Here is a 14,485-nt window from a genome sequence, read left to right on the forward strand (position 1 = left end):
GCCGGGACGGGTTCTTGTTACGGCGCTCCGGCAGCAGGCATCACGACGCGCATGATCTGCAACATCGAGGGGCCGAGCAGCACCACGAGCAGGGCGGGGAAGATAAAGAAAATCAGCGGGAAGAGCAATTTCGTGGCAATCTTTGCCGCATTTTCTTCAACGATCTGGCGCCGCCGCGTGCGCAGTTGCTCGGACTGGATGCGCAGCGCGCTGGCGACGCTGGTGCCGAAACGCTCGGCCTGGATCAGCATCTTGACCAACGCATCCACGTCCTCGACGCCGGTACGCAGCGCCAGGTTGCGCAAGGCCTTGTCCTTGGCGCCCCCGGCGCGCAGTTCCAGCGTCACGAGTTGCAGTTCTTCGGCCAGCACCGGGCTTTTCCGCCCCATCTCGGTGCCGACCCGGGCCAGCGCCGCATCCATCGCCAGGCCGGCTTCCACGCATACCGTCATGAGGTCCAGGGCATCGGGAAAGGTCTCGAAGATCTCGCGCTGGCGCAAGAAGATTTTGCGTTTGAGAAAAACATCTGGCAGATAGTAGCCGCAGGCAGCGGCGCTGACCAACCACAGGAAAGTGACTGCCGCGCTGCGCTCGGGGTCGTGGCGCAGCAGCAGGTAGGCGAGCATCGGCAAGCCCAGGGTCAGCATGGTCTTGCCAGCGTGGAACATGCCAGGAATGGCGGGTGCGCGCCAGCCGGCGTGAATGAAACGCAGGCGCATCGGAGAATTCTCCCAGCCTTCGGCCGGCACGGACAGGTCGGCCAGGGGCCGCACCAGCCGTGCCAGGCGCTGCATCCAACTGACGCCCTGCTCGGCCTGGCGCGCGTCAGGTTCGGCCAGGGTGGACAGGCGTGCCTTGAGCGGGTCGCGCATGAGCAGCACCAGGGCCAGCGCGGCCACGCCAAACACCAGCACGAAGGTCACGGCCAGGATCAAGATCTGTTTAGTACTCATCGTGCTTCCTTACAGTCGGATGCGGACGATCTTGCGGATCGCCAGCACGCCCAATACCATCATCAGCGCCGCTGCGCCAAGCATCTTGCGTCCGCCGGACTCGGTGACCAGCATGCCCATCATCTCGGGATTGGCCGCGTACATCATGGCGCCGGCGCCGAAGGGCAGCAGGCACAGCACCCAGGCCGACATGCGGCCCTCGGCCGACAGCACGCGCACTTGTCCGGCCAGCTTCTGGCGCCCGCGCACGATCGAGCTGATCGACGCCAGCAGTTCGGTCAGGTTGCCGCCGGTTTCGCGCTGGATCAGGACCGCCACGACGAAATACTGCAAGTCCATGCTCGGCACGCGCTGGGCCAGGTTGTTCAGGGCGTCGCCCATGGCAACGCCAAAGTTGACCTCGTCGAAGGCGGTCTTGAATTCCTCGCCGAGCGGCGCGGCGGTTTCGTCGCAGACAAGCTTGAGCGCGGTCGGGAAGGCGTGGCCGGCGCGCAGGGCGCGGCTCATCATGTCCAGCGCGTCGGGCAGCTGGCGTTCGAACTTTTCCAGCCTGGCCTGCCGCGCACGCACCAGGTTCAGCAGCGGCAGGCCGGCGGCGCCGAACGCGCACGCCAGGACCGCCAGGCCCGGCAGGCCCGCGAGCGAGGCCAGCACCAGGCCCAGCACGAAGCCGCCCGCGCACAGCAGGAGCAGGCGCTCGGCCAGGTAGCGCGCGCCGGCCTGCACCAGCATGCGGTCGAGCCGCCCGATGGCCGGCAGCCGGCGCAGCACGCGGTCGAGTTCGGGGTTGGCGCTGAGACGGCGCTCCTTGACGATGGTGACGTCGGAAGCGCGGGCGTCGCCGCCGATGATGTCGCGCAAGCGGCGCTCGACGCGTCCGGCTTCCAGACTGCGGTGCGCCTGCCAGGCGCTGGCAGCGCCCCATACCAGCAGCATCACTGCCCCGAACAGCAGGCCGATAAACAGGAGGAAGGTGGTGTCCATGCCGGTCCTAGCGTGGCTCGAAGATCTGGGCAGGCAAGGCCACGCCGAAGGTGCGCAGGCGCTCGGCAAAGCGCGGACGCACGCCGCTCGCGCTGAAGTGCCCGATCACGCTGCCGTCGTCGGCAACGCCGGTCTGCTTGAAGGCGAAGATTTCCTGCATGGTGATGACGTCGCCTTCCATGCCCGTGACCTCCGAGATCGACAGCACCTTGCGCTTGCCATCGGTCAGGCGCGACACCTGGACCACGACGCCGACCGCGGAGCTGATCTGCTGGCGCATGGCCTTTGGCGGCAAATTGCCGGCGGCCATGCTGATCATGTTTTCGAGGCGGGTGAGGGCGTCGCGCGGGGTATTGGCGTGGATGGTCGCCATCGAGCCTTCGTGGCCGGTGTTCATCGCGCCGAGCATGTCGAGCGCCTCGGCGCCGCGCACCTCGCCCAGGATGATGCGGTCGGGGCGCATCCGCAGCGAGTTCTTCACCAGCGAGCGTTGCGTGACCTCGCCCTTGCCCTCGATGTTCGGCGGGCGGGTCTCGAGGCGCACCACGTGCGGCTGCTGCAGCTGCAGCTCGGCCGCGTCTTCCACCGTCACGATGCGCTCGTTATGGCTGATGAAGCCCGAGATCACGTTCAGCATGGTGGTCTTGCCGGAGCCGGTGCCGCCCGAGATCAGGATATTCACCTTGGCTTTGCCCAGGCCCTGCAGCACCTCGGCCATGTCGGCCGTCATGCTGCCATAGGAGACCAGGTCGGCCAGGCGTAGCGGGTCGGCCGAGAAGCGCCGGATCGACATCACCGCGCCGTCGATCGCCAGCGGCGGGATGATCGCGTTCACGCGCGAGCCGTCCGGCAGGCGCGCATCGACCATCGGGCTCGATTCGTCGATGCGGCGGCCCACGCCCGAGACGATCTTGTCGATGATCTTCATCAGGTGGGCCTCGTCGTTGAAGGTGACGTCGGTCAGTTCCAGGCGTCCGCGGCGCTCGACGTAGACCTGCTTGTGCGTGTTCACCAGGATGTCCGACACGGTCGGGTCCTCGAGCAGGGTCTCGAGCGGGCCGAAGCCCAGCATCTCGTTCTGGATGTCGCGCGTCAGGGTCTTGCGCTCGGCGTCGTTGATGACGACCATTTCTTCTTCGAGCAGGCGCTCGACCAGCAAGCGCAGTTCGATCCGGATCTGGTCCGGGGTCAGGCGCTGCATGCTTTCCAGGTCGATGCGTTCGAGCAAGGCCTCGTGGATGCGTGCCTTGAGCTGGTGGTAGGCGCGGTTGTCGATCGGGCCGCGCTGGGCGGCCGGGCGCGGGGCGCCGCCGCCGAGGCGCTCGCGCAGGGAGTAGGCGGGCAGGTTCATGTGCGTGTTTCCTGGTTCAAGCGGCGCGGCGGCCGAACAGGCGCGCCATCAGGCCGGCCGGCGCGGCTGCGCCGGTGGTGCCGCCGAGATCGGCGGCCATCGCCTGCAGCGCCGCGCTCAGCGGGCTGTCCGGAACCAGGCGCGTCACCGGCACGCCCTGGTTGACCGACTTCGCGGCCGCGTCGTAGTGGTTCGGCATCGTGCGCAGGGCGATGGTATCGAAGGCTTCCTCGAGGTCGCGCAGGCGGATGTCGCTGTTCTTGTCGTGGCGGTTGACGATCAGTTCGATCTTGTCCTTGCCATAGTCCAGGTTGCGGAACACCGTGAGCAGGCGCTTGCCGTCGCGGATGTAGGGCAGCGTCATCTGCAGCACCGGGTAGACCGTGTCGGCATGGTCGAGCGCACGGATGCTCACCGGATCGAGGCTGCGGCCGACGTCGAGCACCACGAAGTCGTACTGGCGGCGCGCCAGCTTGACGATGGCGTCGATGTGCTCGGGCTTGACGTCGCTGGCCTGGGCCGGGTCGGCCGGCGCCGCCAGGATGCCGTAGTTCGGGGTGACGGAGACCATGCTCGAGGCCAGGAACGAGGGGTCGAGGCGGTGGATCTGGTTGGCCACGTCGGACAGGGTCGCCAGCGGCTTGGTGTCGGAGACGAACAGCGAGGCATCGCCGAACTGCAGGTTCATGTCGATCAGGGCGACCCGCTTGCCGGAGGCGGACAGTGCATAGGCCAGGTTGGTGGCCAGGAAGGTCGAGCCGCTGCCGCCCTTGCAGGAAATGAAGGCCAGCACCCGGCCGGCGCTGGCGCCCTGCTGGCCCAGCTTGTCGGCGATGCGGTCGAGCGCCTGCCCGAGTACCGCCGCTTCCGGCATGGCCGGCAGGACCTCGCGCACGCCCGCGCGCATGGCCTGCAGCAGGAACTGCTGCGACAGGTCGCCCGACAGCACGATGAAGGACATGCCGGGGAACAGCTGGCCGAGGCGCTCGAGCTGGTCGAGTTCGCCTTCGTCGGCGCGTGGCTGGTCGACCACCAGCACATCGGGCACGGCCTCGTCGGGCAGGGTGGTCAGGCGTGCGGGGGTACCGCCAATCATGTCGACTTCGTCGGCAGCGGGGCGGCTGCGCAGTTGGCGCGCCAGGTCGATGAGGCGGCGCTCATCGCGCGAGAGAACGGCGATTTTCACGGATTGTCCTTACTTGCTGCTGCCGAAGGTCGGGCTGTCGCCTTGCGGCACCGGCGTGACATAGGAGCCCTGGTAGTTGGCATAGGCTGCCGCAGCCGCAGCGCCGTCGATGGCGCCGGCGGCGCGCTGCGGCTGCGGCGCGATGGCCTGGCTGGCCATGATGGCGCGCACGCTTTGGCCGCCCGCGGAAGGCGTGCCGGCGACGCAGCCGGCCAGGGTCGACACAAGCGCGAGTGGCGCCATGGTGGACAGGAGGCGTTTCATTGTTTTCCCTTGGTGTTGGCGGATGGGGACTGGGATTCGTGCTGGCCATTGAGCAGGAACTCGGCGCGGCTGGGCTGCACATAATCGTCGGTCGGCAGGCGCGGCGCATCCGGCAGCGGCTGGGCCAGACGCGGCGTGACGATGAACACCAGTTCGCTGCGGTCGTTCTGGAAGTCGCTGCTGCGGAACAGGGCGCCGAGCACCGGCACTTCGCCCAGCAGCGGGAAGCGCTTGATGTTGCTGGTGACGTTGTTGCGAATCAGGCCGCCGATCGCGAAGCTCTGGCCATCCTGCAGCTGCACGGTGGTCGTGGCGCGGCGCGTCGTGAATGCCGGCAGGATCGCCGTGGCGTTCGCCGAGCCGTTCGTGCTGATGCCGATGCCTTCGCGGTTCAGTTCCGATACTTCCGGCGCCACGCGCAGGTTGATGCGTCCTCCCGCCAGCACGGTGGGCGTGAACTTCACGGCCACGCCGTATTCCCTTTCCTCGAGCGTGATCGTGTTGCCGCCGCCGATGCCACTCTGCGCGACGGGGATGAAGATCTTGCCGCCCGCCAGGAAACTCGCCTCTTGGCCGCTTACCGCCATCACGGTCGGCTCGGCCAGGATCTTCACCAGGCCATCGCGGTTCTCGCCATCGATGGCGAACTCCTTCATGCCGTTGTTCTTGATGTCGGTGATGACACCGGCGCTGCCGCTCAGCAGGTTCGACAGCAGGCCATGGGTCCAGCCGCCGCTGATCTTGCGGTAGCCGACGCTGGCGCCGAGCTTGTCGACCAGCGACTTCGACACTTCGGCGATCTTCACTTCGAGCATCACCTGCTGTGGGGCTGCCACGCTCAGCATGTTGAGGACCGGCTGGGCGGCGGGTGCGGCGGCGGGCGCCGCGCCGGAGCCAGCCGCGGCGGCACCGGCGGCAGGGGTGCCGCTCTGGAAGGCCGTGGCCAGCGCCATCAGCTGGCTGGCCACGGCCGCATCGCTGACCATGCCCGACAGCACCAGGGTATTGCCGCTGCTGCCGACCTGGATCTGTTTCTCATCCGGGAACAGGCTGTCGAATTGCGCGCGCAGTGCGCCGGTGTCGAGGCGCACGTTCAGGTCGAGCACGGTGGAACGGCCGTCACGGCCGGAAACGATCAGGTTGGTCGTGCCGATGCTGCGGGCGACGATCACGACTTCCCTGGCATTCGGCACCACCACGTTGGCCACCTCGGGCGCGCCGACCGTGACCTGGCTGGCGGGGCTGCAGAAGCGCTTGAGGACCGATTTGCCGCGCACCAGGTCGAGGCGTTCGCTGGCGCCCGTGCGGCCGCCCAGGTCGATGCAGTCGGCGGCAGCGGCGTGGCCGGCGCCGAAGGCCAGTGCCAGGGCGCAGGCGAGCCGGGTCATGTTGTTGGTGAGGTTCATGGACGGGTATTCTTCAGTTGAGTGCTTGCGGGGCGGCATCCAGGCCGCGGATCACGAGGACGCTGTCGGCCGGGGCCGGCGCCGCCGGTGCCCTGGCCGGCGCGCGCGGCGCCGATGGGGCCGGCCGCGCCGCGGCGGCAACAGGGGCCGGCTTGGCTTCAGGCAGGCCGAGGACCGATTCGCGGGTGGCGCCGCTGGTGTTGGCCGGCTGCGGATCGACCTGGTTGCGCAGCACCAGCGAGAGCGAACCGATGCTGCGCGCGAGATCGAGCTTTTCCACCTGGTCCGGAGCCAGCTCCAGCGTCACGGCATTGACCACGCGCGGCTTGGTATCGTCGCGGTTCGATTCCTGGGCCACGGCCAGCACCAGGATGCGCTCCAGTACGATCTTCGAGATCGAGGGCTGGCGCGCGCCGTTGTCGAGCGCCGTGCTTTCCAGGTTGACCAGGATGTCGACGTAGTTGCCGGGCAGGGCGAAGCCGGCCACGCCGACCACGTCGTTGACGCGCACGGTCATGGCGCGCTTGCCGGCCGCCACCACGGCCGAGAGGCCGCCCGTGGTACCGGGCGGGGCCAGCTTCGACTCGAGTACCGGTTCGCCGCGGCCGATGTCGGCACGGGAAATGCGGTTCTCGAGCTGGGCGATGTCGGTAATGGCGCCGGGCGGCACCGAACCGGCTGGCCAGTCGAGCAACTGCAGGTTGGCCGCGACCAGGCGCGTGCCCTGGCCGATGTCGGCGCTGGCGACGACGATGCGGGTGCCGGCGGCACCCTGTTCGCCCATCCATTTGGCGGCGACCAGGACGGCTGCCAGCGCCAGGAACAGGGCCAGGCCGATGATCAGCAGCGGTTTCGAATTACGCATTCAATGGTTCTCCATCTTGCCGCGGTCGCGGCGTTCGAACTGCAAGGGCTGGCCGGACTGGGTGCCGGCCACGAAATAATTGTCCCAGGCCCAGTCCAGGGCTTCCCGGCTCAGTTCCGGGACCCGGTCCTCGTAGCGCGCCAGGTCGCGCAGCTGGCGCAACAGGTCGCGCGGGTAGCAGGCCAGCAGCGGCACGCCGCGCCCGGCATGGCAGGCCAGCAGGTAGTCGAAGGCGGCGCTGTCGAAGGCCACGCCGGTATCGGCGCAGGCCTGGCGAAACAGCTGGGCATACTCGGCCTCCGATGCCGGCGGCACCTCGATCTTGTAGCCGAGCCGGCGCAGGAAGGCGCCGTCGGACAGGCGCTGGGGAACGAAATTCGACGAGAACACGACGATCACGTCGAACGGCACCTGGAAGGTATAGCCGGTGTGCAGGCTCAGGTAATCGACGTTCCGGTCCATGGGCACGATCCAGCGGTTCATCAGGGACTCGGGCGTGCAGCGCTGGCGCCCCAGGTCGTCGATGACGAAGATGCCATTGTTCGACTTCAGGTGCGGCGGCGCCTGGTACAGGCGGGTATGCGGGTCGAAGCGCAGGTCGAGCATGTCGAGTGTGAGCTCGCCGCCGGCCAGCGCCGCCGGACGGCGCACGCCGCGCACCCAGCGCAGGTCGGGCGCGTTGCCGCGGTCCAGCCCGGCGGTAGCCGGCGTTTCTTCCTCCACCTGCACGTGCTGCATGCTGTCGAAGAAGGGAATCACCTCGCCGTCGACCATCAGCGCGTGCGGCACGGCGATGCTGCCCGTTAGCAGGTCGCGCAAGCGTTCGGCCAGGTAGGTCTTGCCGCTGCCGGCCAGGCCGTGCAGGAACAGGGCCCGGCCGGAATTCATGGCCGCGCCGAGCTGGGCCAGCACATGCGGATTGGCGGTGATGCCGGCGAAGGCCGCGGCCATCGCCTCGCGCGTGACCTGCATGCCGGCCACGCTTTGTGCCCGCACCTGTTCGTTGTAGGCGGCCAGGGTGACCGGCGCCGGGCCGGCATAGGCGTTGCGGGCCAGGGCGGTGGCGGCGCGCGCGCGCCCGGCCTCGGTCAGCGTATAGGACAAATCGGCATCGGTGCCGCTGGCGCCGGTGCGCGCGATCTCGCACAGCTTTTCCGCGCGCAGGAAAGCGATCAGCGGATCGATCACGGCAGCGCCCAGCTTCAGGTGCGCGGCCAGTTCGGGCAGGCGCAGCTGGCCGCGCCGGTACAGGACCTTGGCGATCAGCTCGCTCAGGAACAGGAAAGGCAGGCCGGTCTCCTCGACGCTGCGCGGGGCGCGCGCCGCGGCCGGTGCAGCGGTATGCGGGCTCACAGCGGCAGTTCTCCATGGGTGCGCAGCCACAGCACGCAGGTAACCGTGGCGGCGGCGATCGCCACCGCATATGGCAGACGGCCGGTGCCGCCGGTCGGGGCGGCAAGGCTGCCGCCGAGCGCCGACAGGCCGCTGTGCAGCGCCATGGCCCAGGCGTTGCCGAGCACGCGGCGCAGGCTGCCCTGCCAGGCGGCGACCAGCAATGCCAGTACGCCGCCGGCAATGAGGGTCGCCACGGCGATGCTCAGGATCTGGCCGGCGCCGACAAAGGCGCCGACCATGGCCAGCAGCTTGACGTCGCCCGCGCCGATCAGGCGCAGCGCATACATCGGCAGCAGGAAGGCCAGGCCCAGGCCCAGGCCGCCGAGCGCCGACAGCATGCCCAGGCTCCCCGCCGGCGTGCCGAACAGGCCGTCGCCGGCCGGCAGCAGGGCATGCAGGGCCAGCGCCGCCAGCGCGCCGGGAAAGACCACGGCGTTCGGAATACGGCGCGCGCGCACGTCATGCCAGACGGCGGCGGCAAGCAGCGCGAACAGGAGCAGGAAGGGGAGCAGGGACAAGATGGAATCCGGTGGTGAAAAAAAATCCGGAACGGCCGATCCGTTCCGGATTGATCGGCGCCGCAGCGCCGGATGTGCCGCTTAGACGCCTTTTTTGTTCTTGATCATGTCTGCCAGCGACTGGAACAGGGTCTTGATGTTGGTGCCCAGTGCGGTGACCGCAACGGCGATGACACCAGCGATCAGTGCGCCCAGCAGTGCGTACTCGATTGCGGTGACGCCGTCTTCTTCCTTGATGAAGTTCTTGATGAATTGCATGGTAATCCCTAGATAGTTAATGTGAGTTTGCTCGGCTTATGCGCTCGTCCATACGGCCAGTGCCGCGATGACGCCGACAACGGCAACCAGGGCTGCCAGGACTGCGTACGCCATGGCCGGGCTTCCCGTACGTTCGTAGTGCTGTTCCGGGAAATCGTCCTCGTCGTACACTTGCGCTCCTGTTCAGTTGCCGCTGCGCCGCATGATTCGATGCGCAGCGCACGGATGGCATACTACGGGGAGGCGCCAGGCCGAACATCCGTCAAATATCCTGAATGGGGTAGGAATTTATGCCGGCAGGCCTGGTACATTTGTCCTGGATCGGCTAATCCAGGCCGTGAGTGGTGGCGTAGACGTAGAGTTCGAGTCGGTTGGCGACATCGAGTTTCTGATAGATCGTGCTCAGGTGGTTGCGCAGGGTGCGCTCGGAGATGGCGGCGCGGTCGGCCAGTTCCTTGTTCAGGGCGCCCTTGCCCTGCACGATCATGCCGATCACCTCGCGCTCGCGCGCGGTCAGCGAAGCGATGCGGGCAGCTTCGGGGTTGGCGCGCGGCGCCGGCGCGGCAAGCTGGCCGAGCATGGACTGCATCAGGTCATGGTCGAGCCAGATGCCGCCGCCCGCCACCTTGCGGATCGCACCGAGCACGTCGCGGGTCGGGGCATCCTTGCCCACCACGCCGCGCGCACCGAGTTTCACGGCCGACAGCAGCGTGGCCTGGTCGCGGTTCCCGCTCAGGATGACCACCCGTGCCCCTTCCGCCAGCAGGGCAGGCAGGAGCGTGAGCGAACTGCTGCCTTTCAGGTCGAGGTCGAGCAGGACGATATCGGGCTTGAGCGCGGCGCACAGGGCGGCCGCTTCGGCCGCGTCGGCGGCGCTGCCGGCAAGCGCAAGCGCCGGCGACTCGGCCTCGATCAGGCGTTCTAGGCCCCATAGCATGGTCTTGTGGTCATCCACCAGCAGGATGCGGATGCTGCTCATTCGTTACTCCGGAAAACAGGTCATAGGGGCAGGCGCATGCGCAGCAAGGTCTCCTCGCCCGCCGCTTCGACATCCAGGCTGCCGCCCAGCGCCTGCACCCGTTCCGAAATCGACTTCGGTACGAAAGGCAGGGGGGTGTGGCGCGCCTCGCGCGGATTGGCGATGCCGATGGCGAGCTGGCCTTCTTCCTGCCCCAGTGTCACGGTGGCGTAGCGCGCACGGGTGTGCTTACAGATATTGTTGACGCCCTCGGTGATGATCTGGAACACTTCGGCGGCCATGCGGTCGTGGATGGGCGGGGCATCGGCTGCCACCAGTTGCACATCGACGTTGTAGAAGGCGTGTACCTGGTTCAGTTGGCGACGCAGCGCGATCAGCAGTTCGGGTTCTTCCTGGCGACCGTTGCGGAAGCGCTGGGCGAACTGGCGCATGTCGTCCAGTACGTCGGAACACATGGCCAGCAGGCGGTCGAGCTCCGGGCCGACCGGGTTGCTGGCGTCGGCCTGGCTGCGAATGGCGGCCACCGCATGGCGCAGGCCGATATAAGGCTGGATCGTGCTGTCGTGCAGGTCGCGTGCGATGGTCTGGCGCTCGCGGAAGGCCGCTTCCGAGGCCAGGCGGTCGAGCAGGTCGATGGTCTCGATCACGGGAAACGCCTGCTCGACGATATGCTTGAGGAAGCTGGCGTCGCTGCGCCGCAGGCGCTCGTCGGCGGTCACGAAGATGCGGCCCGTGCCTTTGCGCAGCGGCAGCGGCGCGCTGATGAAGGCGCGCGCGTCGAGCAGGTCGGCGATGCGCTCGGCGGCGGCCGGATCGGCGCCTTGCCATTGTTGCCGGCCCGCCGCCAGCGCCGCGGCCTGTGCGCTGCCCGGGAAACCGCGCATGGCGCTGCGGTACAGCAGGGTGCTGCCATCCTCGCATTCCAACAGAAGCTGCACTGCCGCTTCGCTCACGCGCTGGCGGCTGATGGCGCGGCCGCTGCGCGGATGTTGCGCCGTGCTGAGCATCCAGTGTCCGGCCTTGTCCTGCATCAGGAGCACGCAGGTGCGGCCGCCGTAGAACAGCAGGATCTTCGCCATCAGCGAGTCGAGGGTGTGCTGGACGCCGAAACGGGGATTCGACAGCCGGCTGACGTCGCGCAGCAGGGCCAGGCGGCGGCGCTGGTCGAGGGCCGAGCCGCCCCAGAAGGCAATCATGTAGCCCAGTGCCAGGACAAAGGTGGCGCGCAGCAGCAGCAGGTGCAGCGATGCGAACCCGTGTACCGCGAACACGGCTGCGCTCATGACGGCGGCGGCGCCGAGCGTCAGGCGGGCGCCGGCGTCGAACCCATGGCGGAACGAAGCCGCCAGGATCGCAAAGAACAGGAAGGAGAAGAACGGGCTGGGCGCGCCTCCGCTGGCGTACACCATCAGGCCATACCAGCCGATATCGATCCAATAGACCGTCGGGCCGTGCCAGAATCCGGAGCGGTGACGGGCGATGAACAGCAACACCAGGCTATGCAGGGCATAGGCGAGGAAGACCAGCCAGGCCCAGCGGCCAGTGGCCAGGCCGCCGACCAGGCCCGGATCGGGACTCACATACAGGGTCAGCAGCGCCGACACCGAGAGCAGCAGGCGCATGCCGAATACCATCCAGGCCTCGGCGCCCGGCGCGAGTCGCTGGTCCTGGAAACGCCCCCGGGCGGCGCCGGGCCAACGGGCGAGCCTGCCTACCCATGACATCATGTTGTTGCCAGCTGACACAGCAAATAAATCGTTTTCAAAAGCATACGGCAACGGATATTGCACTGTAGAATTCACTAGTTTACTGTAATCAATAACAAAAAACTACTAAAAGTCCGAAAGATGGGCAATATGATTTCCAAACGTCAATCCGGCGCGACAATTGTCGAGATGGCGATCGTGGCACCGGTGTTCCTGCTGGTATTGCTGGCCTTGGTCGAGTTCAGCATGATGTTCTTTGCGACGCTGACGATGCAGTATGCGGTGCGCGAGGGCGCGCGCTATGCCATTACCGGCCAGCGCAACCTGGACCCGAATACCGCCAGCCAGCAGCGTTACCTCGCCGTCATCCAGAGCATCCGCGACAATTCCCTTGGCATGTACGACAGGCTGCAACCGGTGATTTCAGTCGACGGCAAAGCATATTCTGCGAAAACCTATAACGAAGGCATGTTCGGCGCGGCTGGAAACATCATCGTCCTCAAACTCGATTGCAGCTGGACCGTTACCACGCCCATGCTGGCCAGTTTTTTCGAGGATGGCAAGTATAACTTCGCGGTCGCCGCCACGATGCGCAACGAGTATTTCCCATGAAGCGCTCGCGTCACCAGTCCGGCATCGCCGCCGTCGAATTCGCCCTCCTGTTACCCATCCTGCTATTGTTGCTGCTGGGCGTGATCGATGGCGCACGGGCCTTGCAAGCGAATATCATCATGGTCAATATCGGCCGCGAAGGCGCCAACCTGGCGGCACGCGGCAGCATTCCCCTCGACACCGGAAGCCAGGATATTCTCTACGCCCTGATGGCAAGCGCGCCGCCCCTGAACGTCGAGCGCCAGGGCATGGTGTACATCACCCGTGTCATGGGTGTTGTCAGCGGCGGCAGCAAGTACAGCGTCGTGCTCGACCAGTACCGCTGGGATGATGCCAAGCGCAAGCTGGGATATCGTTCGAACGGCTACCTGCCCGATAGCAGCGTCTACAAGTGCACGAGCTGGAGCGGTACGGGGGCGTGCAGCGGCATCGACGAGAAAAAACGCCCGCTTACCACGGTCATGAGCGGCAAGCTCGGCGATGGCGAAGTCGTGCACGTCGTCGAGACCTTCTACCAGTACGACACGCTGGCGGCCGATGCCAGCACCTATCTCGGCCTTCCCCTGTTCGGCCCCGACCTGTATTCCATGACGGTTTTCTGATATGCCTTCTTCGTTCGAGCGCCAGCGTGGCGCGGTTGTCGTCATGGTCGCACTGTCCATGCTCGTGTTGCTGGCGCTGGCCGGCCTGGTGGTCGACGGCGGCCTGGCGTATCTGGTCAAGGCGCGCCTGAACGCGGCCGTCGACGCGGCGGCCCTGGCCGGCGCCCGCGCGGTCACCGCAGGCGACAACCAGACCGCCCAGGCAAGCAACGCCCGCGCCGCCGCGGCCGATTTCTTTGCCGCCAACATGCCGGATAACTACCTGTTGTCGAAACCCGAACTGCTGCGCACCGATGTCAGCTTCGATACCGGCAAAGTAACGATCGACGTCCATGCCCAGGCGCCGATGCCGGTATCGTTGATGCAGGTGCTCGGCTTTACCGAACTGACGCCGGTGGCCAGCGCCCAGACCATCCGCAAGGACCTGGACATGGCGCTGGTGATCGATACCTCGGGATCGCTGTCGTCGTCGGGCCCGGCGGTCAAGGCTGCTGCCAGGAGCTTCCTGAACAAATTCAATGTAACGCAGGACCGGGTTGGACTCGTGCATTTCGCCTATGGCGCCGAGATAGACGAGCCCATCAGGCAAGATGCGCGCGGTTTTGCGCGCGCGACCATGCTGGACAAGATCGACCAGTACAAATTTTCAGGCAATACCGCCTCGGTGGAAGGCATGTGGCAGGCTCGCAACCAGCTCAAGAGCATCCCGGAAAAAAAGCGTTCCAGCCTGCGGGTGATCGTCTTCTTTTCCGATGGCGTACCGAATGCGCTGGGCACTTTCCTGACATTCAAGAAAGCGCCGCCCTGTAACCAGGCGGGGATTATCGATGTCAACGGCAAGGGATTGTATAAGCTCGACAACAGCGTTGGCCAGTTGATCAGCGGATGCAGCGTCACCCGTAACGGAAAGCTGGCGGACACGGTCGGCGCGCTTCCGGACTGGTACAACGCGCATAACGATCCGGCCAACCCCAACAATCCGGCCGGACTGGAGTTTCCGCTGGTGACGAACTATCCGCGCCAGGTAACGGCCGACCTGAGCACGACGATCAGCATGCAGCGCAACATCGACCGTGCCGCGCGCAACCTGCCCGAGGCGGTTGCCGCGAAAGCCAGGGACGAAGGAATCTATGTGTTCACGCTCGGAATGGGCAGCGACCTGAAAGCCAAGAGCGGGGTCGACAAGGAAGTGGGCGAAGACGTACTGAAGTGCATGGCCAACGTTGCCGATGGCCCCAAACACTGTTACGACGACAAGAAGCCGGTCGGCATGTATTGCTACGCCGCTACCGAGGCGGGCCTCACCCCATGCTTCTCGCGCCTGGCCTCGGCAATCCTGCGCATCTCGAAATAACAGCGAGGGTCAGGTATGGCATTCGGACACGGCCTCTGCTGTATTCCGGTGC

General features: G+C 66.5%; 16 protein-coding genes. 3 read left to right on the forward strand and 13 right to left on the reverse strand.

Going from position 1 to position 14,485, the window contains the following annotated elements; genetic code table 11:
- Positions 1-17 precede the first annotated feature (17 nt).
- From ACWYRN_RS13090 to ACWYRN_RS13150, 13 genes are all read right to left on the reverse strand, one after another.
- Complete coding sequence (locus ACWYRN_RS13090) at positions 18-953, reverse strand: type II secretion system F family protein (RefSeq protein WP_488687880.1); 936 nt, start codon at positions 951-953, stop codon at positions 18-20.
- A 9-nt stretch (positions 954-962) separates the two neighbouring features.
- On the reverse strand, positions 963-1,937 hold the full coding sequence (locus tag ACWYRN_RS13095) for a type II secretion system F family protein (RefSeq protein ID WP_488687882.1): 975 nt from the start codon (positions 1,935-1,937) through the stop codon (positions 963-965).
- Positions 1,938-1,944: 7 nt separating this feature from the next.
- A complete protein-coding gene (locus ACWYRN_RS13100; protein ID WP_488687883.1) occupies positions 1,945-3,288 on the reverse strand; it encodes a TadA family conjugal transfer-associated ATPase in 1,344 nt (447 codons plus the stop codon).
- Between the two features lie 16 nt (positions 3,289-3,304).
- On the reverse strand, positions 3,305-4,474 hold the full coding sequence (locus tag ACWYRN_RS13105) for a CpaE/TadZ family protein (protein WP_488687885.1): 1,170 nt from the start codon (positions 4,472-4,474) through the stop codon (positions 3,305-3,307).
- Positions 4,475-4,483: 9 nt separating this feature from the next.
- Positions 4,484-4,738: a hypothetical protein gene (locus ACWYRN_RS13110; RefSeq protein WP_488687886.1), complete on the reverse strand. Its 255-nt coding sequence runs from the start codon at positions 4,736-4,738 to the stop codon at positions 4,484-4,486.
- Positions 4,735-6,144: a type II and III secretion system protein family protein gene (locus tag ACWYRN_RS13115; protein WP_488687887.1), complete on the reverse strand. Its 1,410-nt coding sequence runs from the start codon at positions 6,142-6,144 to the stop codon at positions 4,735-4,737. Before ACWYRN_RS13115 ends, ACWYRN_RS13110 begins: the two co-directional genes overlap by 4 nt.
- 13 nt (positions 6,145-6,157) lie before the next feature.
- Positions 6,158-7,009: a Flp pilus assembly protein CpaB gene (gene cpaB / locus ACWYRN_RS13120; RefSeq protein WP_488687888.1), complete on the reverse strand. Its 852-nt coding sequence runs from the start codon at positions 7,007-7,009 to the stop codon at positions 6,158-6,160.
- The gene (locus tag ACWYRN_RS13125) at positions 7,010-8,362 is read right to left on the reverse strand and encodes a DUF8689 domain-containing protein (protein ID WP_488687890.1); all 1,353 of its coding nucleotides are present in this window, start codon (positions 8,360-8,362) and stop codon (positions 7,010-7,012) included.
- Positions 8,359-8,922, reverse strand: coding sequence for a prepilin peptidase (locus ACWYRN_RS13130; protein WP_488687891.1), 564 nt, complete (start codon positions 8,920-8,922; stop codon positions 8,359-8,361). Before ACWYRN_RS13130 ends, ACWYRN_RS13125 begins: the two co-directional genes overlap by 4 nt.
- 81 nt (positions 8,923-9,003) lie before the next feature.
- Positions 9,004-9,180, reverse strand: coding sequence for a Flp family type IVb pilin (locus ACWYRN_RS13135; protein WP_488687892.1), 177 nt, complete (start codon positions 9,178-9,180; stop codon positions 9,004-9,006).
- A 36-nt stretch (positions 9,181-9,216) separates the two neighbouring features.
- Complete coding sequence (locus ACWYRN_RS13140; RefSeq protein WP_488687894.1) at positions 9,217-9,351, reverse strand: hypothetical protein; 135 nt, start codon at positions 9,349-9,351, stop codon at positions 9,217-9,219.
- Between the two features lie 154 nt (positions 9,352-9,505).
- On the reverse strand, positions 9,506-10,159 hold the full coding sequence (locus ACWYRN_RS13145) for a LuxR C-terminal-related transcriptional regulator (RefSeq protein ID WP_488687895.1): 654 nt from the start codon (positions 10,157-10,159) through the stop codon (positions 9,506-9,508).
- Between the two features lie 20 nt (positions 10,160-10,179).
- Entirely contained in the window at positions 10,180-11,886 is a 1,707-nt protein-coding gene (locus tag ACWYRN_RS13150; protein WP_488687897.1) for a sensor histidine kinase, read from the reverse strand.
- Between the two features lie 120 nt (positions 11,887-12,006).
- On the opposite strand from ACWYRN_RS13150, the gene ACWYRN_RS13155 reads away from it, so the two are divergent.
- The 3 genes from ACWYRN_RS13155 to ACWYRN_RS13165 are packed head-to-tail and all read left to right on the forward strand — an operon-like array spanning position 12,007 to position 14,433.
- On the forward strand, positions 12,007-12,477 hold the full coding sequence (locus tag ACWYRN_RS13155; protein ID WP_488687899.1) for a TadE/TadG family type IV pilus assembly protein: 471 nt from the start codon (positions 12,007-12,009) through the stop codon (positions 12,475-12,477).
- Complete coding sequence (locus ACWYRN_RS13160; RefSeq protein WP_488687900.1) at positions 12,474-13,079, forward strand: TadE/TadG family type IV pilus assembly protein; 606 nt, start codon at positions 12,474-12,476, stop codon at positions 13,077-13,079. The genes ACWYRN_RS13155 and ACWYRN_RS13160 overlap by 4 nt, the downstream gene beginning before the upstream one ends.
- A gap of 1 nt (position 13,080) precedes the next feature.
- On the forward strand, positions 13,081-14,433 hold the full coding sequence (locus ACWYRN_RS13165; protein ID WP_488687901.1) for a vWA domain-containing protein: 1,353 nt from the start codon (positions 13,081-13,083) through the stop codon (positions 14,431-14,433).
- Positions 14,434-14,485 lie beyond the last annotated feature (52 nt).

Source organism: Massilia sp. BAP21, assembly GCF_057801335.1.